General features: G+C 64.8%; 17 protein-coding genes. 14 read left to right on the top strand and 3 right to left on the bottom strand.

Going from position 1 to position 18,870, the window contains the following annotated elements:
- Window positions 1–121: 121 nt before the first annotated feature.
- The 13 genes from ESZ60_RS03875 to ESZ60_RS03815 all read left to right on the top strand — a co-directional run bounded on the left by ESZ60_RS03875 (window position 122) and on the right by ESZ60_RS03815 (window position 15,277).
- On the top strand, window positions 122–1,018 hold the full coding sequence (locus ESZ60_RS03875) for a DeoR/GlpR family DNA-binding transcription regulator (RefSeq protein ID WP_134679102.1): 897 nt from the start codon (window positions 122–124) through the stop codon (window positions 1,016–1,018).
- Window positions 1,015–2,073, top strand: a complete 1,059-nt coding sequence (locus tag ESZ60_RS03870) for an AgaS family sugar isomerase (RefSeq protein ID WP_134679101.1) — start codon at window positions 1,015–1,017, stop codon at window positions 2,071–2,073. The genes ESZ60_RS03875 and ESZ60_RS03870 overlap by 4 nt, the downstream gene beginning before the upstream one ends.
- Window positions 2,070–2,981: an ROK family protein gene (locus tag ESZ60_RS03865; RefSeq protein WP_134679221.1), complete on the top strand. Its 912-nt coding sequence runs from the start codon at window positions 2,070–2,072 to the stop codon at window positions 2,979–2,981. The genes ESZ60_RS03870 and ESZ60_RS03865 overlap by 4 nt, the downstream gene beginning before the upstream one ends.
- Window positions 2,978–4,231: a class II D-tagatose-bisphosphate aldolase non-catalytic subunit gene (locus tag ESZ60_RS03860; protein ID WP_134679100.1), complete on the top strand. Its 1,254-nt coding sequence runs from the start codon at window positions 2,978–2,980 to the stop codon at window positions 4,229–4,231. The genes ESZ60_RS03865 and ESZ60_RS03860 overlap by 4 nt, the downstream gene beginning before the upstream one ends.
- The gene (locus ESZ60_RS03855) at window positions 4,225–5,319 is read left to right on the top strand and encodes an N-acetylglucosamine-6-phosphate deacetylase (RefSeq protein ID WP_134679099.1); all 1,095 of its coding nucleotides are present in this window, start codon (window positions 4,225–4,227) and stop codon (window positions 5,317–5,319) included. Before ESZ60_RS03860 ends, ESZ60_RS03855 begins: the two co-directional genes overlap by 7 nt.
- Window positions 5,316–7,196, top strand: coding sequence for a beta-N-acetylhexosaminidase (locus ESZ60_RS03850; RefSeq protein ID WP_134679098.1), 1,881 nt, complete (start codon window positions 5,316–5,318; stop codon window positions 7,194–7,196). Before ESZ60_RS03855 ends, ESZ60_RS03850 begins: the two co-directional genes overlap by 4 nt.
- 9 nt (window positions 7,197–7,205) lie before the next feature.
- Complete coding sequence (locus tag ESZ60_RS03845) at window positions 7,206–8,576, top strand: M81 family metallopeptidase (RefSeq protein ID WP_134679097.1); 1,371 nt, start codon at window positions 7,206–7,208, stop codon at window positions 8,574–8,576.
- Window positions 8,577–8,693: 117 nt separating this feature from the next.
- Entirely contained in the window at window positions 8,694–9,653 is a 960-nt protein-coding gene (ytfQ, locus tag ESZ60_RS03840; RefSeq protein ID WP_134679096.1) for a galactofuranose ABC transporter, galactofuranose-binding protein YtfQ, read from the top strand.
- Window positions 9,654–9,707: 54 nt separating this feature from the next.
- Window positions 9,708–11,219: a sugar ABC transporter ATP-binding protein gene (locus ESZ60_RS03835; protein ID WP_134679095.1), complete on the top strand. Its 1,512-nt coding sequence runs from the start codon at window positions 9,708–9,710 to the stop codon at window positions 11,217–11,219.
- Window positions 11,216–12,214, top strand: a complete 999-nt coding sequence (locus ESZ60_RS03830) for an ABC transporter permease (protein ID WP_134679094.1) — start codon at window positions 11,216–11,218, stop codon at window positions 12,212–12,214. Before ESZ60_RS03835 ends, ESZ60_RS03830 begins: the two co-directional genes overlap by 4 nt.
- Window positions 12,211–13,194 carry a galactofuranose ABC transporter, permease protein YjfF gene (yjfF, locus tag ESZ60_RS03825; protein WP_134679093.1) on the top strand — a complete coding sequence of 328 codons (984 nt, stop codon included), beginning with the start codon at window positions 12,211–12,213 and terminating at the stop codon, window positions 13,192–13,194. The genes ESZ60_RS03830 and yjfF overlap by 4 nt, the downstream gene beginning before the upstream one ends.
- Window positions 13,195–13,196: 2 nt before the next feature.
- On the top strand, window positions 13,197–13,940 hold the full coding sequence (locus tag ESZ60_RS03820) for a FadR/GntR family transcriptional regulator (RefSeq protein ID WP_134679092.1): 744 nt from the start codon (window positions 13,197–13,199) through the stop codon (window positions 13,938–13,940).
- A 56-nt stretch (window positions 13,941–13,996) separates the two neighbouring features.
- On the top strand, window positions 13,997–15,277 hold the full coding sequence (locus tag ESZ60_RS03815) for a lytic murein transglycosylase (protein ID WP_134679091.1): 1,281 nt from the start codon (window positions 13,997–13,999) through the stop codon (window positions 15,275–15,277).
- Window positions 15,278–15,368: 91 nt separating this feature from the next.
- On the opposite strand, the gene ESZ60_RS03810 is transcribed toward ESZ60_RS03815, so the two are convergent.
- From ESZ60_RS03810 to ESZ60_RS03800, 3 genes are all read right to left on the bottom strand, one after another.
- Window positions 15,369–15,785, bottom strand: a complete 417-nt coding sequence (locus ESZ60_RS03810) for a type II toxin-antitoxin system VapC family toxin (protein ID WP_134679090.1) — start codon at window positions 15,783–15,785, stop codon at window positions 15,369–15,371.
- A gap of 3 nt (window positions 15,786–15,788) precedes the next feature.
- Window positions 15,789–16,031, bottom strand: a complete 243-nt coding sequence (locus ESZ60_RS03805; protein WP_134679089.1) for a type II toxin-antitoxin system Phd/YefM family antitoxin — start codon at window positions 16,029–16,031, stop codon at window positions 15,789–15,791.
- Between the two features lie 110 nt (window positions 16,032–16,141).
- Entirely contained in the window at window positions 16,142–17,389 is a 1,248-nt protein-coding gene (locus ESZ60_RS03800; protein WP_245155565.1) for an MFS transporter, read from the bottom strand.
- 271 nt (window positions 17,390–17,660) lie between these two features.
- Here ESZ60_RS03800 and cyoA point away from each other — a divergent pair, with 271 nt between their 5' ends.
- Window positions 17,661–18,869, top strand: a complete 1,209-nt coding sequence (gene cyoA, locus ESZ60_RS03795) for a ubiquinol oxidase subunit II (RefSeq protein ID WP_134679087.1) — start codon at window positions 17,661–17,663, stop codon at window positions 18,867–18,869.
- Window position 18,870 lies beyond the last annotated feature (1 nt).

Genomic DNA, 18,870 nt, shown 5'->3' with positions numbered 1-18,870 from the left:
TCAAAGCTTCTGTAAACATTTTTTTCAGTCACCCTAAAATCGAACTGTATGGATTTTAGTTTGACAAACATTTTGCGTTGGAAAACATTGTGCCCAGCACAGCAGGCCAATGGGGCGCGGGATGCAGCAGGCGCATGACGACAAGCCGCTTCACGGCGCTGCCCTTTGGGCGGCGGTGCTGTCGGCGCGCGACATGATGCCCGCGAAACTGCGTGCCATTGCGGCCTTCGTGTCGGATGACCCGTCCGAATTCATCCGCATGACCTCGCGCGAGATTTGCGCCCGGCTGGGTACATCCGAACCCACGCTGATCCGCTTCTGCCGCAGCCTCGGTTTTGCCGGTCTGGCCGATTTCCGCATCGAACTGGCCTTGGCGCTGGCGGCGCAAAGCGCGGGGGCAGCGGTGCATCCGCAGGCCGCCGACCGCCGCCTTGCCAATCCCGAGGCCAAGCGCCGCATTGCCGCCGCCGCGTTCGAGTTGCTGACGGACGACCGGGCGCTTTTGATCGACAATGGCTCGACCGTCGAGATCGTGGCGGATTTGCTGGGCCATAGCGACGATCATCCGCCCACGACGGTGATGACCTCGGGGCTGATGGTGGCGCAGAACGCGATGCGCAATGGCCGCCATACGGTGATGCTGACCGGAGGGGTGATCCGCCCCTCGACCGGATCGCTGACCGGACGGCTGGCGGAATCGAGCCTTGCGGGGATGAATTTCGACACATTCGTCATGGGCGCGGACAGCATCGATCCCGAGGGCGGTCTTTCTACCTATTCCGAGGATGAGGCCCATGTCACCCGCGCCATGGTCGAAGCAGCATCCCGTGTCATCGTTCTGGCCGACCATACGAAATTCCGCGGCTCGCGCCTGCATCGCATCTGCGGGCTGGCGCGGGTGGCGATCCTGATCACCGACCGCCCTCCCACCCCCGAGATCACCGCGGCGCTGGAGGCCGCGGGCGTCAGGCTGATCGTCGCCGCGCCCGCCGAAACCGAGGACAAGGACGAGGCATGACCACATTCACCGCCCAGGAAATCAACGCGCAACCCGAGATCTGGCGCGATTGGGCGCAGCCTTTGGCCGATCGCGCGGCGGACTTGCGCGCATGGATTGCGGCACGCGCGCCGGATGAGGTTTGGCTCTCGGGGGCGGGAACATCGGCCTATATCGGCGAGGTTCTGGCGCGGCAATTGGGGGGCAATCTGCGCCCATGGCCCACGACCGATCTGGTTTCGGCCCCCGGACTGGCCCTTGGGACCAAGGGGCGGGTGCTGTCGGTCCAGTTCGGCCGCAGCGGTAACAGTTCGGAATCCCTTGGTCTGCTGGACCTTCTCGACGCGCATCGCCCCGATATCGACCGCCTGCAGATCACCTGCAATGCGACCAGTGCGATGGCGACGCGAGAGGGGCCGGGACCGGGCGAGACCCGCGCCCTGATTCTGCCGCCCGTGACCCATGACCGCGGCTTCGCGATGACCTCGAGCTTCACGACCATGTATCTGAGCGCCTTGGCCTGTCTGGATCCGGGTTTCGATCCTGTCGAGACTCTGCCGAGGCTGGCGGATGCCGCGCAGGCGCTGCTGCCGCAGCTTTGGAGCATCGAGCGCGCCGTGCCTGAACGGGCGATTTTTCTGGGCTCGGGTGCTCTGACCGGCATCGCGCGGGAATCGGCGCTGAAGGTTCTGGAACTGACCGGCGGGCGGACTATAACGCAATGGGACAGCACGCTGGGTTTCCGTCACGGTCCCAAGGCGGCAGCCGATTCGTTCCGCGTAATGATCTTTGTCATGGTCTCGCCGGACCCCCAGACAGCGCGCTACGATCTGGACCTTGCAAAAGAGGTACGCAGACAGTTCGGCACCAATACCGTGGTGACCATCGGAAAGGGTTGTGACATCGATCTGTCCCCCACCGGGACCCCGGCCGATCCCGCGCTTTATGTCCTGCCCGCGCAGATTCTCGCGCATCGCTGGTCCGAGGCGTTGCACAGGAATGTCGACGATCCCTTCTTCGGCGATAAACTGACCCGCGTGGTCTCGGGCGTGAAGCTCTACGCGTGGCAGCCATGATCAGCGGCGCGATCGACCTCGGCGGCACCAAGATCGAGGCGCGGCTCTTCGATGCCGATATGGCCACCCTTCAGACCCACCGCGTCCCGACCCCGCGCGAGGATTTCGCGCAATTCCTTGCCGCGCTGGTGGGCCAGATCCGCTGGCTCGAACAGGCGGCGGCAGATCCTGCCCTGCCCATCGCCATTTCCATCGCCGGGCTGATCGACCCGCAGACGGGAATCGCCACGGCCTCGAATATTCCGACCTCGGGGCGCAGTCTCGGGCGCGAGCTTGGCTTGGCGCTGGGGCGGGAACTGCCCTTGATCAACGACTGCATGGCCTTCGCCTATTCCGAGGCGCATGGCGGCGCGGGCGAGGGGGCGGATTCGGTCTATGGCCTGATCCTTGGCACCGGGGTCGGCTCGGGCCTCGTGATACGGGGCGATCTGCCGCCGCGCCATGCGGGGCTTGCGGTCGAGATCGGCCATCTTGGCATGCCCGCCCGCGCGCTGGCCCGCCACGGCCTGCCGATCTGGCTCTGCGGCTGCGGGCGCGACGCTTGCAATGAGAACTACATTTCGGGCACAGGATTGCGGCGGATCGCGGAATGGGCGGGGCTCAGCGATCCCGACCCGGTTAGCGTCGCGGCGCGGGCCGAGAGCGACCCCGAGGCCGCGCGGGTCATGTCGATCTGGGCCGATCTGACCGGAGAGATGCTTTATTCTGCGCAGCTGATGCTTGACCCGCAGGTGATCGTGCTGGGCGGCGGGCTCTCGAACATCCCCGGCCTGCCCGCGCGCCTGACCTCGGCGCTGGAACGGTTGCGGCTGGGGCAGGTGCGCCTGCCCGATATCCGCGTGGCGCAACATGGCGACAGTTCCGGCGCGCGGGGCGCGGCATTGATGGCAAAGGCGGGCAAGGCATGAGCGATCTTCTGACCCCTTTGATCCGCGCCATGCGCAAGGGAATGGGACCGGCCATCCCATCGGTCTGCTCGGCCCATCCAGATGTGATCGCGGCGGGTCTGCGGCAGGCGCGCGACCACGACATGCCCGCGCTGATCGAGGCGACCTCGAACCAGGTCAACCAGTTCGGCGGCTATACCGGCATGACGCCCGCCGATTTTGTCCGCTTCGTGCGCGGCATCGCCAAGGCGCATGGGCTGGAGGATGTGCCGCTGATCCTCGGCGGCGACCATCTGGGCCCTCAGGCATGGCGCAACCTCTCCGCCGAGGCGGCGATGGCCCATGCCGAGGTGATGATCGCCGATTACGTCCGCGCCGGTTTCACCAAGATCCATCTCGACTGCTCCGAGGGGTGCATGGGCGAACCCGCGCAACTGGGCGATGCCATGGCCGCCGCCCGCGCCGCGCGCCTTGCCGCCGTGGCCGAGGCCGCCGCACCCAACCCCGAAGCGCTGGCCTATATCGTCGGGACCGAGGTTCCGCCTCCGGGCGGTGCGCGCCATGACGGCGAGGGGATCACGCCGACGCCTGCGGCAAATGCCACCGCGACCCTTGCCGCGCATGAGACGGCCTTTGCCGCCGCCGGGGTGTCTGAGGCATGGCTCAGGGTGCGCGGGCTGGTGGTCCAGCCGGGTCTTGAATTCGCGCCCGCGACGATCCACCGTTTCGACCGTTCCCGGCCCGATCTGCTTTCCCCCGTGCTGGCCGAAAACGACAGGCTCTGCTTCGAGGCCCATTCGACCGATTACCAGTCGCCCGAGGTCTATGCCGACCTGACCCGGCGCAATTTCGGCATCCTCAAGGTCGGACCGGCGCTGACCTTTGCGTGGCGAGAGGCGCTTTATGCGCTTTCCCATGTCCAGATCTGGATCGATGGCAGCCCGCATATCTCGGAGCGGCTCGAGGCCTTGATGCTCGAACAGCCGCAATATTGGCAGGGCCATTATCACGGCGATGCGGCGGACCAGCGCTTGATGCGGCATTTCGGCTATGCCGACCGGATCCGCTACTATTGGCCCCGCGCCGAGGCCGAGGTTCAGGCGCTATGCGCTGCACTTGAGGGCCCGCTGCCCATGCCGCTTTTGCAACAATATCTGCCCCCCGCCACGCTGAGCCGCGCAGCCCGGCTGGCGCTGCCTGCGCCCCGCGCGATATTGCAGGCCCATGTCGAGGAAACCCTCGCCGCCTATTACCCGGAGGATGCATGCTGATCGCCGCCGACAGGCTCTGGACCGGGGGTCGGCTGGCCGAGGGCCTCGCCGTCGAAATCGCGGATGGCCGGATCACCGCCCTGCGCCCGCTGGGTGCGGAGACGCCCGACCTGACCGTGCCGATCCTGATGCCCGGCTGCACCGACCTGCAAGTGAACGGCGGAGGCGGCGTGCTCTTCAACGCCGATCCGACGCCCGAGGGCATCGCCGCCATCGCCGCTGCGCATCATCGCCTTGGCACCGCGCAGATCCTGCCCACGGTCATCACCGACGCGCCCGAAATCATGGAGGCCGCTGCGGACGCGGTCATCGCGGCGATGGGCCATCCCGGCATCGCGGGCATCCATATAGAGGGGCCGCATATCGCCCCCGAGCGCAAGGGCACGCATGACGCGCGCTTCATCCGCCCTCTGGATGCGCGCACGATGCAGGTCCTGCGCCGACTGCGCGAGGCGGGGGCACCGACGCTTCTGACGCTGGCCCCCGAGCTTGCCGATCCGGCGCTTTTGCGCGAGGCGGCGGCGATGGGCGTGGTCCTTTCGGCGGGGCACACGATGGCCAGTGCCGAAGAGGCCCGGCAGGGGATGGCGGATGGCGTCAGCATGTTTACCCATCTTTACAACGCCATGCCGCAGATGTCTTCGCGCGCGCCGGGGGTGATCGCGGCCGCGATCCTGTCCGAGGGCTGGTGCGGGCTGATCGCGGATGGCATCCATGTCTCGCCCGAGATGCTGTCGATTGCGCTGAATGCGCGCCCGCGTCCGGATCGCTGCTTTCTCGTCTCGGATGCCATGCCGACGGTAGGCGGGCCGGGTCGCTTCTCGCTTTACGGCGGCGAGATCCATGTGGAAAACGGGGCTCTGGTCAATGCGCAAGGTTCGCTCGCCGGGGCGCATATCGACATGCTGGAATCGCTGCGCCGTCTGATCGCAATGACCGGGCTGCCGCTGGAACGCGCGATTGCCATGGCGACTGACCTGCCGCGTCAGGCGATGCACCTGCCCGCGCTGGAGATTGCCGCCGGAACCGCCCTGCGCGATCTGGTCGCCTTGGATGAGGGGCTGCGCTTGATGGACCTGCCGCAGTGACCTTGGTCCTTGAGCAAAGCTGGTCGCCCGACGGCGCGCCGCAGAGCAAAGGCGGGATGTTCCGCCTGACCATCCATAACCACGGTCCTGCACCGATCCACCCGCATGCGCTCTGCCTCTCGTCGATGACCCGCATCGCGTCCGATACGGGCATGGAGGGCGCGCGGCTGGACCGGCGTTTCGGCAATTTCCACCGGCTGATCGCGCCCAAGGATCTGCTGATCGCGGCGGGTGGGGTGTGGGTGATCCGGATCATGGACCTGACCCATGAACCGAAAAACCGCAGCCAAGGGATCATGGCGGCTTGGCTCGAAACCGATACCGGCGAAATCCCCATCCTGACCGGCGATCTCGAGCCGCCGCCCGGCGCGCCGCGCGAAGCCTTGGCCGCTCTGCCCGAGGGCCGGATCGAGCAGCCTCTGGGCCTGCTGCCTTGGCCGCAGCAGGTCGAAATTTCCGAATGGGCCGCGCCGCGCGGGCTGGCATTTTCCGCCGATCTGGCCGAGATCGCCGCGCTGCATCAAAGGCTCTTTCCCTTCGCGCGCAGCGTTCTTTCGCGCGATGGCCGTCCCGTCACCTGCCAGAGGGCCGCGCTACCGCCCGAGGGCTATGCTCTTGATTTCACGCCCGAGCGCATCACCCTGACCCATGCGGACGCGGCGGGGCGCAGGCATGGGCTGATCGCTCTGGCCCAAATCAGCCACGCGGCGCTGACCGATCCGCGCTTCCGCGAGCCATTGCGCGGGCGGATCTCGGATCATCCGCGCTTTGCGTGGCGCGGGATGCATATGGATGTGGCGCGGAACTTCCGGACGATCGACGAGGTCCGCCGCGCCGTCGATATCCTCGCATGGCATCGGATGAACCGTTTCCATTGGCATCTGACCGATGACGAGGGCTGGCGGATCGAGATTCCCGCGCTGCCCGCTTTGACCGGAATCGGCGCGCGTCGCGGGACGGGCCTGCCTTTGCTGCCGCAATATGCCGATCCGTCTTCGGGGCAGGCGGGGCATTATTCCATGGCCGAGGCGCGCGCGCTGGTCGCCCATGCAGCAAGCCTTGGCATCGAGGTCCTGCCCGAGATCGACATGCCGGGGCATCTGACCTCGCTTCTGGCGGCGATCCCCGGTCTCACCGACCCGGATGAGGTTCCCGACAGCTATCGCTCGATCCAAGGCTATCCGAACAATGCCGTGAACCCGGCCATGCCTGCGGTTTATGAGGTGCTGGGCACGGTGCTCGATACGGTTTGCGAGATTTTCCCCTCGCGGCTGGTCCATCTGGGTGGGGATGAGGTCGATCCCCGGTCCTGGCAGCAAAGCCCCGCCGCGATGCGGCTGGCCGAGGCCGAAGGGATCGCGGGCGAGGGCGTCACCCACCGGCTGCAGGCGCTTTTCATGCGCCGGATGCATCAGATGCTGAAGGCGCGGGGCCGCGAACTGGCGGGCTGGGACGAATGCGCGGATGGCGGCGGCGTCAGCCCCGAGGGCACGCTGCTTTTCGCATGGCGCTCGGTTGAGAAAACCGCTGAATTGATGCGGGCGGGCTATGACGTGATCGCGACGCCGGGGCAGGCCTATTACATGGACATGACGGCTTCGGACAGTTGGGACGCGATCGGGCTGAGCTGGGCAGGCACGGCAACTGTGGAAAAGACCTATGGATTCGAGCCTGCCGAGGGCCTGCCCGAGGATGCCTCCGGGCGGCTCATCGGCATACAGGCCGGAGTCTGGTCCGAGATGCTTTCGAGCCGCGCGCGCTGGAATGCGATGGTCTTTCCCCGGCTTTCCGCCGTCGCCGAAAGCGCGTGGACCGAACCCGCCGCCAAGGATTGGCTGCGTTTCGTCGCGCTTTCCCCTCTCATGCCGCAACTCTGAGGACAAATCATGCGCGTCGCCATCGGAGGCATCCATACCGAATGCTCGACCTATTCGCCGCTCCTGCAGGTCGCGGGCGATTTCACCCGGACCGAGGGGCAGGCGCTGCTGGATATGGCCGGGGTCGGGCAGGAATGGCACGGAGTTGAGGCGGTTCCGATCTTTCACGACCGCTCGATCCCCGGCGGGCCGGTTTCGCCAGAGGTTTTTGCCGCGCAATGCGATGAGTTCTGCGCGCGGCTTCGCGCGGCGCTGCCGCTGGACGGGGTGCTTCTGATCATGCACGGCGCCTATTTCGTGCCCGGAATCGACGATCCCGAGGGGGATTTCGTCCGGGCCGTCCGCGAGGTGGTCGGGCCGCAGGCAATCATCTCCTCGGCCTGGGATCTGCATGGTCAGATCACCGAAACCATTGTGCGGACTGTCGATGCCTTTGCCGCCTATCGCACCGCGCCACATGTCGACCAGCCCCAGACCCGCGCCCGCGCCGCGCGGATGCTTCTGGAGGCCCTGCGGGGCGGGCCGCGTCCGATGGTGGTGAGGCGGGCGATCCCGCTCCTGGTCTCGGGCGAGATGTCCTCGACATTTGTCGAGCCCTGCCAAAGCCTTTACGCTTCCCTGCCAGGCTATGACGCAAGGCCGGGAATCAGCGACGCGAATCTGATGATCGGCTATGTCTGGGCCGACAGCCCGCGCGCGACGGCTGCTGCGGTCGTGACCTGCACCGAGCGCGAGGCGGGTGAGGCCGCCGCCGATGAGATCGCCGCTGCCTATTGGGCCAGACGCGATGAATTGCGGCCCGACATGTATTCCGCGCCGCTCGATACCTTGCTGGACGGGCTTTCCGGTCCGACCATCCTGGCCGATAGCGGTGACAATCCGACCGCCGGGGCGGTGGGCGACAGGGCCGACGTGCTGGAGGCATTGCTCGCGCGGGGCTGGTGCGAGACGAGCGCCAAGCGGGCAATGATCGTCGGCATCGCCGCGCCCCGGGCGGTGGCGGACTTGCGCCGCGATGGGACCGGGCTGACTGTGGGCGGCGAACTGGGCGGAGGCGGACCGCGTGTCACCCTGCGTCCCGACTCGGTGCGCTTTGCGAGAGAAACCGCGATCGTCACCTGCGGCGGCATCACCCTGGTTCTGACCGAAAAGCGCAGACCCTTCCACGACCTTGCCGATTTCGCAGCGCTTGATCTTGACCCGCTGGCGGCGGATCTGCTGGTCGTGAAGTCGGGCTATCTTTCGCCCGATCTCCGGCAGCTTTCGATGCGGCAGGTCATGGCCCTTACCGAAGGTGCGGTGTCGCAGGATCTGACCGGGCTCGAAAACGCCCATCGCCCCCGCCCGACATGGCCGTTCAAAAGCTTCGATTTCATCTGACTATTGCGACGGATCTTGCCGGAAAAACTTCATGAACTGATCTGTTGACGGGTGATAAATCATATTTTATCCCTATTCCTTGAAGGTTGGAGGACCTTTCCAGGGAGAGTAAAAATCATGAAACGCAAGCTTCTTGCGGCCAGTTCGGTCGCCTGTCTGATGCTGTGCGGCGCGGCTTTTGCGGCCGATCTGACGGTTGGTTTCTCGCAGATCGGCTCGGAATCGGGCTGGCGCGCGGCGGAAACCACCGTGACCCAGCAGCAGGCCAAGGAACGCGGCATCGATCTGAAATTTGCCGACGCCCAGCAAAAGCAGGAAAACCAGATCAAGGCGGTGCGCGGCTTCATCGCGCAGGGCGTTGACGCGATCCTGATCGCCCCCGTTGTCGCCACCGGCTGGGACGAGGTTCTGACCGAGGCCAAGGATGCCGAGATCCCGGTGATCCTCCTGGACCGCCAGATCGACGCGCCCGAGGATCTTTACCTGACGGCCGTCACTTCCGATCAGGTCTATGAGGGCAAGGTCGCCGGCGAATGGCTGGTCAAAGAGATCGGGGATCAGGCCTGCAAGGTCGTCGAGCTTCAGGGCACCACCGGCTCGTCGCCTGCGATCAACCGCAAGAAGGGCTTCGAAGAGGCCATCGCTGCCAAGTCGAACATCACCATCGCCCGCAGCCAGACCGGCGACTTTACCCGCACCAAGGGCAAGGAAGTGATGGAAAGCTTCATCAAGGCCGAGAATGGCGGCAAGGATATCTGCGCCGTTTACGCCCATAATGACGACATGGCGGTCGGCGCAATCCAGGCCATCAAGGAAGCCGGGCTGAAGCCGGGCACCGACATCAAGGTCGTCTCGATCGACGCCGTGCCGGACATCTTCCTGGCCATGGCCGAGGGCGAGGCCAATGCCACGGTGGAACTGACCCCGAACATGGCGGGCCCGGCCTTCGACGTTCTGGAAAAGTTCAAGGCAGACGGCACGGTTCCGCCGAAATGGATCCAGACCGAGTCGAAACTTTTCACTCAGGCCGACGACCCCAAGGGCGTCTACGAGTCCAAGAAGGACCTCGGCTACTGAGTGTTTGAGGGCGGGGGCCATAACCCCGCCCGACCTCCCTTTTGGGGAATACCGATGACAGAAAATGCGCTGCTTCAGGCGCAGGGGATCGAAAAGTCGTTCTTTGGCGTGAAAGTGCTGGACGGCGTGGATTTCTCCCTGCGTGGCGGAGAGATTCATGCCCTTCTGGGCGAAAACGGGGCCGGGAAATCCACGCTGGTCAAGATCCTGACCGGGGCCTATCGCCGCGACGCGGGGGTGATGCGTCTGGCAGGCCGCGAGGTCGAGCCGCGCTCGGTCGCCGAGGCGCAGGATCTGGGCATCGGGACGGTCTATCAAGAGGTCAATCTGCTCGACAATCTGACCGTCGCCGAGAATGTCTATCTGGGCCGCCAGCCACGTCGCGCGGGGCTGGTGGATCGTCGCCGGATGCGGGCCGATGCACGCGATTTGCTGGCACGCTATGGCGTCAAGGCGGATCCCGACGAGACTTTGGCGCATTATCCCGTCGCGGTGCGCCAGATCATTGCGATCGCCCGTGCGGTGGATCTGTCGGGCAAGGTGCTCTTTCTCGACGAGCCGACCGCGAGCCTTGATGCCCGCGAAGTGCAGGCCCTGTTCGATGTGCTGCGCCAGTTGCGCGCACAGGGCCTGGGCATCGTCATCATCACCCATTTCCTCGATCAGGTCTATCAGATCGCCGATCGCGTCACCGTCCTGCGCAATGGCCGAATGGTTGGAAGCCGCGCGCTCTCGGATCTGCCGCGTCGCGATCTGGTCGCCATGATGCTGGGCCGCGAACTGGCCGAGGTGACCGCGCATAGGGATCCGGGCGCAGTCCTATCGGACAGCCCGGCAGCCTTCAGCTTCAAGGATTATGGCAAGCGCGGGGCGATTGCGCCTTTTGACCTCGATATCCGGGCGGGCGAGGTCGTCGGGATCGCGGGCCTGCTCGGCTCGGGCCGGACCGAGACTGCGCGGCTGCTCTTCGGGATCGACCGACCCGATAGCGGCGAGGCCAGGGTCGATGGTGCAACGGTCACGCTGCATTCGCCCCAGGATGCCATCGCACGCGGTTTCGGCATGTGCCCCGAGGAGCGAAAATCGGATGGCATCATCGGCGACCTCTCGGTGCGCCAGAACATTCTGCTTGCGCTGCAGGCCAGCCGGGGCTGGTCCCGCCCGATCGCCCGGCGCGAGGCTGACGCCCTGGCCGAGCGCTATATCAAGGCGCTGGATATCCGCCCCCCGGACCCGAACCGCCCGATCAAGTTCCTGTCGGGAGGCAATCAGCAAAAGGTGATCCTTGCCCGCTGGCTGGCCACCGATCCAAGGCTGCTGATCCTCGACGAGCCGACGCGCGGCATCGACATCGGTGCCCATGCCGAGATCATCACCCTGATCGAAAAACTGCGCGAGGACGGGATGGCGCTGGTCGTGATCTCGTCCGAAATCGAAGAGCTCGTGACCTTTTCCACCCGGGTCATCGTGCTCTCGGACCGTCACCATGTCCGCGAGCTTCGCGGTGCCGAAATCACCGCCGAGGCCATTGTCGAGGCCATGGCCGTTCCCGGAGATGCCGCATGACCCGGCTGCGCCAGCTTTACCCCCAGCTTCTGGCCCTTGGGGTCGTCCTGCTTCTCATCGGGTTGATCTCGCCCGGCTTCTTCTCGGTCACGGTGCAGAATGGGCGGCTTTACGGCAGCCTGATCGATGTCGGCGTAAGGGTCGCGCCGGTGGCGCTGCTCGCGGTCGGGATGACGCTGGTCATCGCGACGAAGGGGATCGACCTTTCGGTCGGCGCGGTCATGGCGATCACAGGCGCGATCGCGGCGACGCTGGTGGCCGATGGTCACCCGGTTCCCGTGGTTCTGCTGGTGGCGCTGAGCCTGGGTCTGGTCTGCGGATTGTGGAATGGCGTTCTCGTGGCCTTTCTGGACATTCAGCCGATCATTGCCACGCTGATCCTGATGGTCGCGGGGCGCGGCATCGCGCAGCTGATCACCGGGGGAGTGATCCTGACCTTCAACGATCCCGCGTTTTCGTTCCTCGGTTCGGGCGCGGTCATGGGGGTTCCGACGCCGATCCTGATCTGGCTTGCGATGGGACTGGTGGTCGGATTGCTGGTCCGCCGCACGGCGCTTGGCCTTTTGATCGAGGCGGTCGGGATCAACCGCCGCGCCTCGATGCTGGTCGGTGTCAGGGCCCGGTTCCTCATTCTGGCGACCTATGCGATTTCCGGCCTTTGTGCGGCCATGGCGGGGATGATCGTGACAGCCGACATTCACGGGGCCGATGCCAACAATGCGGGCCTGTGGCTGGAGTTGGACGCGATTCTTGCCGTCGTGATCGGAGGGACATCGCTCGCGGGCGGAAGGTTTTCGATCACCGCTTCGCTGATCGGGGCGCTGATCATTCAGTCGCTGAACACCGGTATCCTGATCTCGGGCTGGCCGCCGGAATTCAACCTGATCGTCAAGGCGGTGGTGATCGTCGCGATCCTCACGCTGCAATCGCCCGCCGTGGCCGAGGAACTGGGTGTGCTGCGCGACCTGCTGCGGCGGAAAGGAGCCAAGCCATGATCCGCGCCCGCCATCTGCCCTTTCTGGCCACGGTTCTGATCTTTGTCCTGGCCTATGCCCTTTGCGTGCTGCAATTCCCGAATATGCTGTCCTTTCGGGTGCTTGGGAACCTGCTGACCGACAATGCGTTTCTGGGCATCGCGGCGGTGGGCATGACCTTTGTCATCCTGTCGGGGGGCATCGATCTGTCGATGGGATCGGTGATCGCCTTTACCTCGGTCCTTGTCGCGGTGCTGGTGCGAGCCGGGGTACATCCGGCGCTGGCCTTTGCGCTGGCGCTGATGGTCTCGACCGGGTTTGGCGCGCTGATGGGGCTGACGATCCACGCCTTGAAGATGCCGGCCTTTGTCGTGACGCTGGCGGGCATGTTTCTGGCGCGTGGCGCGGCCTTTCTTCTGTCCACCGATTCCGTGCCGATCAGCCATGATTTCATCAAGCTGCTCAAGGGCCTGTTCATCCGCCTGCCGGACAAAGGCAAGCTGAGCTTTCTGGCCATCCTGATGCTTCTGGCCTTTGTCATTGGCGTGATCCTCGCCCATCGCACGCGGTTCGGCGCGAATGTCTATGCCATTGGCGGCTCCGAGCAATCGGCCGAGCTTATGGGCGTGCCACTGCGCAAGACCATGGTCCAGCTTTACGCGTTTTCGGGTTTCATGGCGGGGTTGGCGGGGCTGGCCTATACGCTTTATACCTCGGCCGGCTATTCGCTGGCGACCGTCGGGGTCGAACTTGATGCGATTGCCGCAGTCGTCGTCGGGGGCACGCTTCTGACCGGAGGCTCGGGTCTGGTGCTGGGAACCTTGTTCGGCGTGCTGATTCAGGGCCTGATCCAGACCTATATCGTCTTTGACGGCACACTCTCATCATGGTGGACCAAGATCGTCATCGGCCTGCTGCTCTTTGCCTTCATCGTGCTGCAAAGGCTGATCCTGCTGGTCTCGGAGCGCCGCGCGGCGATCCGCTCGGCCGCGGGGGGGTGAGCATGGGGGTGCTGCGGCAACGCATGTTCGGCAGTCAGCCCCGCTCGAGCCATGCCCGGGTGGTGGACGAGCTGGGCCGCGCGATCGTCACCGGCGAATTTCCCGAAGGCGTGACCCTGCCGGGCGATCCGCAATTGCTCGAGCGTTTTGGCGTCTCGCGCAGCGTGCTTCGCGAGGCGATGAAGACTCTTGCGGCCAAGGGGCTGGTTCGCGCCAAGTCACGGGTCGGCACGCGAGTCAATCCGCGCGACATCTGGAATTTCGTCGATTCAGACGTGATCACATGGAAGATGCAATCCGGGATGGACCCGGAATTCGTCGATCACCTTCGGGACATGCGACTGGCCTTTGAGCCCGCCGCCGCCCGCCTTGCGGCGCTGAATGCCACGGCAGACGAGATCGTCACCCTGTTCAGCATTGCTGCCCGGATAGACAATCCAAAGCACAGCCGTGAATCCGTCGCACAAGAGGATCTGAATTTCCATCTCGCCGTCGCGGCCATGTCGCGCAATCCCTTCATGCGCTCGGTCACGACCCTGATCGAGGCGGCGCTGGCGGTGTCGTTCCAGATTTCCTCGCCCGCGCTCAGTCCCGAAGGGATCTCGCGCTGCGCCTCGCAGCATTTGCGGATCGCCAGCGCCATCGCATCCCGAGACCCCGAAGCGGCCGCCAATGCCATGCGCGAGGTCGTGCTGGAAGGCGCCGACCGCGCCCGCGAGGCATTGGCGCAGGGCCCGTCGCATTAGGGGTTTCGAGCCGGGCCGCGCCGGGTTAGGATTCCCGAAAACAATCGGGGGCAGCGATGGGCATTTCACTCAGGAACACGGTCGGATTCATGGCGCTGGCCTTGGTGCTGGCGTCCTGCGGCGGCGGCTACGATCCGGGCGGGCGTGGCGTTGCCCAGCAAAGCCAGGAAATCAAATGGGGCCGCAACCAGAACCCGCCCGCCGCCAAGGTCGCCGGGCTGAATGCCTGGGTCGAGGGGTTCAAGGGGCAGGCCCGCGCGCAGGGCATCAGCGACGCAACCCTGTCGCTCGCGTTCCGCGATGTTGTCTATAACCCCGAGGTGGTGCGTCGCAGCCAGAACCAGGCCGAGTTCAAGAAATCCCTTTGGGAATATCTGGAAAACGCGGTGTCGGAAAAACGCCAGACCAATGGCCGGGCCGCGCTGGCTCAGTATAATGGTGTGCTCAGCCGGGTCGAGGCGAGTTATGGCGTGGATAAAGAGGTTGTCACCGCCGTCTGGGGCATGGAATCGACCTATGGCGAGCGGCGCGGTGACCTGCCGCTGATCGAGGCGCTTTCGACCCTCAGCTATGAAGGTTATCGCGGCGGGTTTTTCCGCAGCCAATTGATGGCCGCGCTGCGCATCCTGCAATCCGGCGATATCGACCCCGGCCATATGACCGGAAGCTGGGCGGGCGCGATGGGCCATACCCAGTTCATCCCGACCACATATCTTGCCTATGCGGCCGATTTCACCGGTGACGGTCGGCGCGACATCTGGTCGAACGATCCGAGCGACTCGCTGGCCTCGACGGCGAATTACCTCTCGAAATCGGGCTGGCAGCGTGGTTTGCCCGCCGCGGTCGAGGTGACCTTGCCCGCAGGCTTCAATACCGGGCTTTCGGGCAAGGGCAAGCGGCGCTCTGTGGCGGAATGGCAATCGCTGGGGATCCGTCAGGCGACGTCGCGCCCGCTTCCCCCGGCCGGCGCCTCGGCGGAATTGCTGCTTCCCGGTGGCGCGCAAGGCGCGGCCTTCCTGATCACGCGCAATTTCCATGCCATTCTGCGCTACAACAATGCCGACAGCTACGCATTGGCCGTCGCGCATCTGGCGGACCGGATCGCGGGCTATCCCGGGCTCGCGAATCCCTGGCCCGCCAATCATCCTGGCCTTCGACTTGAGCAGCGCAAGGAAATGCAGAGCCTGCTGACGGCGCGCGGCTTCGATACGCAGGGGGTCGATGGCAATGTCGGCTCGAACACGACGAATGCCATCCGGGCCTATCAGCAATCGCGCGGCTTGCCGGTCACCGGCGAACCCAGCGCGGCGCTGATCGAACAGTTGCGTCGCGGCTGAGGATATTCTGGGCCGGGCGGGGGAAAAACCTCGCCCGCCTCTCGGTCCTTGGTGGCTTTGTCCAAACCCTCCCAAGGCGGGCGTGCCGCCTTCAGCCCGTCATCGCGGTAAACGGATCCAGAATTCGGCAACCTGTCGGGCGGAAATCCGAGACGTTTCCAGTCACCACCACGGCGTCATGGGCCAGCGCGGTCGCCGCGATCAAAAGGTCGGCCCCATCATGTCCGATCCGGGCCGAAAGCCTGCCCCAGATCAGCGCCTCGTCCGGCCCGAAGGGCAAAAGCCGGTCGGCGAACAAGGTCACCGTGCGCGCGATCCAGTCGCGCAGATCTCGGGCAAAAGACGGGTTGATCTCATCCTGGCGGGTGATGCCGCGCTCGATTTCTCCCAGGCTGACAACCGACAGGAAAAGCACGGTCTCGTCCTGGCGGGTCAGCCATGCCGCGACCTCGGGATTGCGCTCTGGGCGACGCAGCGCCGAAAGCACATTCGTGTCAAGAATCAGCATGGATCAGAAATTCACCTCGCGCGGGCGGATGCCGGCACGGGGCGAAGGCTCGGCGGGAAAATCCAGCAGATGGGCGATGAACGAGCCGCGTTTCTCGGCGGCGGCCGCCCGCATCCGTTGATATTCTGCGGCTGAGAGTACGACGACCGCCGGTTTCCCGCGGCGGGTGACCTGCTGCGGCTGGCCGGCAAGCGCGGCATCGACCACGGCGGAAAAGCGGTTCTTAGCGTCCTGAAGGGTCCACATGGCGACCTCGCTGTCTAGCTACCTGTCTAGATAGGGCCTGACCAATCCGATTTCAATGCAAAACGCCCGCTGCGCGGAGCAGCGGGCGTTGGGACCTTGATGGGATCGGTTCAGCGCAGGCGCAATTGCCGCGCAAACCACAAGGCGGCCATGGTGCAGAGCGCACCGGACAGCAGATAGAGACCCGCGGCAGGCAGACCGAGCCAGGCCGAGAGCGCGAGCGCCGCCAACGGCGCAAAGCCCGCACCGAACAGCCAGGCCATGTCCGAGACGATGGCCGATCCGGTATAGCGGCGGCGCGGCTCGAACAGCGAGGCCACGGCGCCCGAGCTTTGCCCGAAGCTGAGGCCCAGGATGACAAAGCCGATGATCATGTAGACCGCCTCGCCGATCTGGCTGCCCGACAAGAGCATGGGCGCGAACAGGCTGAAGATCGCGATGGCAACCGCGCAGCGGAACAAGAGCTTGCGATGGCCGATCTGGTCCGCGATCACCCCCGACAGGATGATGGCGAGGAAACCGCAGCTTGCCGCAAGCGCCTCGATCACGAGGAAGTTGGCCAGCGTCTCGTCGGTATAGAGATAGATCCAGGACAGCGGGAACACGGTCACCATATGGAACAGGGCAAAGCTGGCCAGCGGCACGAAGGCACCTGCAAGGATGGTCTTGCCGTCCTCCGCGAAAGCCTTGCGGTAGCTGGTCGGCTCAAGCTCCTGCTGCTCGAAGGCTTCGGTATATTCGGGCGTAACGACGATGCGCAGGCGCGCAAACAGCGCCACGACGTTGATCGCGAAGGCCACGAAGAACGGGTAGCGCCAGCCCCAGTTCAGGAAATCCGCCTGCGACATGTTGGAAAGCAGATAGGCGAAAAGCAGGCTCGCAACGATCAGGCCGACGGGCGCGCCAAGCTGCGGGGCCATGACATAAAGCCCGCGGCGATTCTCGGGGGCATTCATGTTGAGCAGGGCGGGCAGACCGTCCCAGGCGCCGCCAAGGGCAAAGCCCTGGCCGATACGCAACAGGCACAGGATGACGATGGCCGATGCGCCGATCTGATCATAGGAGGGGATAAGCCCCATGCCGACCGTGGCCGTGCCGAGAATCAGCATGGCCAGTGTCAGCTTGGTGCTCTTGCCGTATCGGCGATCGACCACCGTGAAGAACGCGGTGCCGAGCGGGCGCGCGATGAAGGCGAGGGCAAAGATCGAAAACGACCACAGCGTCGCCGTCAGCGGATGCTCAAAGGAAAAATACCGCTGCGGGAAGACGATGACCGAGGCGATCGCAAAAACGAAAAAGTCGAAGAACTCCGAAGAACGACCGATGATGACGCCCACCGCGATATCGGAGGGGGACACATCATGACCGGGCGTCGCTTCGCGGGGCAGGTTGGAGGAGGAGGTATTTGCTGCGCACATGTCTAGCTGACCTATCAGGGGCACCCGACATCGAGAGGGGCGAGGGGACTTGAAAGCGATTGTGGGCGCGTTCTTCGACCGGTCAAGGCGGATTTTCAACCCGGGCGGGGTGTGGCAAATTGTCCTATGTCTGTCGCGGGGATCATCCCTTAGGGGGTGGCCCACCTAAACCCCTCCCAATGCCCCCCTCTCAGGCGAGGTTACGGCTTTCATGCGTATACTCCCCCGCTTGGCGCGCTTTCTCGCGCTTGCACCCGCTATTCTGGCTTTGGCTGCCTGCAAGATGGAGGTTCTGAAACCCTCCGGCGATATTGCGGAACGTCAAAAAGATCTGCTTCTGGCCTCGACGGGCCTGATGCTGATCATCATCATTCCCGTCATGGCGCTGGTCGTCCTGTTCGCCTGGCGCTATCGCGCCTCGAACAAGAATGCGCCCTACAATCCCGACTGGGACCATTCGACAAAGTTTGAACTGATCATCTGGGCTGCGCCTTTGCTGATCATCATCTGCCTTGGCGCGCTGACCTGGGTCGGCACCCATCTTCTGGACCCCTATCGTCCGCTGGATCGTCTGAGCGCCAGCGAACCGGTGACGGAACAGGAGCCTTTCCGCGTCGAAGTCGTCGCGCTGGACTGGAAATGGCTCTTTATCTATCCCGAACAGGGCGTCGCCTCGGTCAACGAATTGGCGGTTCCCGTCAATCGCGAGATCGAGTTCAGCCTGACCTCCTCGTCGGTGATGAACGCCTTCTACATCCCGGCGATGGCCGGCATGATCTATGCCATGCCCGGCATGGAGACCAAGCTGCACGGCGTCTTCAACAATGGCGGCGAATATCAGGGCCTGGCCTCGCATTATTCGGGCCACGGCTTCTCGGGCATGCGGTTCAAGACCCATGCTCTGGAGCAGTCGGATTTCGATGCCTGGGTTGACGAGGCCCGCGCGCATGGTGGCGTGCTGGACCGTCCGGCCTATCTCGAATTGGAAGCCCCCAGCGAGAACGTGAAGCCCATGACCTTTGCCGAGGTGGATCCAGAGCTCTTCGACCGCGCCGTGAACATGTGCGTCGAACAGAACAAGATCTGCATGGCCGAGATGATGGCCTTGGATGCGCAGGGCGGAACCGGTCTGGCCGGCACCATCAACATGGCGCAGCTGACTTATGACAAGGAGATCCGCCGCGGGCTGGCTCGCCCCGTCTTTGGTCAAGAGCCGTTCATGGTCACCAGCTTCTGCACGCCCGCCGATTCGGCCCGCATGTTCGCCGATCTGCGCGAAACGCAGCCGGTCGTCCGTGTCGATCAGACGCCGATGCGCGGCATGGCGCTGCCCCGCCCCGAAAACCGTCTGGGCCTTGGCATGAACATGCCGCGGCTCATCCAGGATGCGCGGCGTCCCGCCGCGGAAAACCAACTCTGAG

Source organism: Paracoccus ravus (assembly GCF_004522175.1).
Taxonomy (GTDB): Bacteria; Pseudomonadota; Alphaproteobacteria; order Rhodobacterales; family Rhodobacteraceae; genus Paracoccus; species Paracoccus ravus.
Note: the sequence above shows the minus strand (reverse complement) of the source record. Positions and strands in the feature narration are given on the sequence as shown.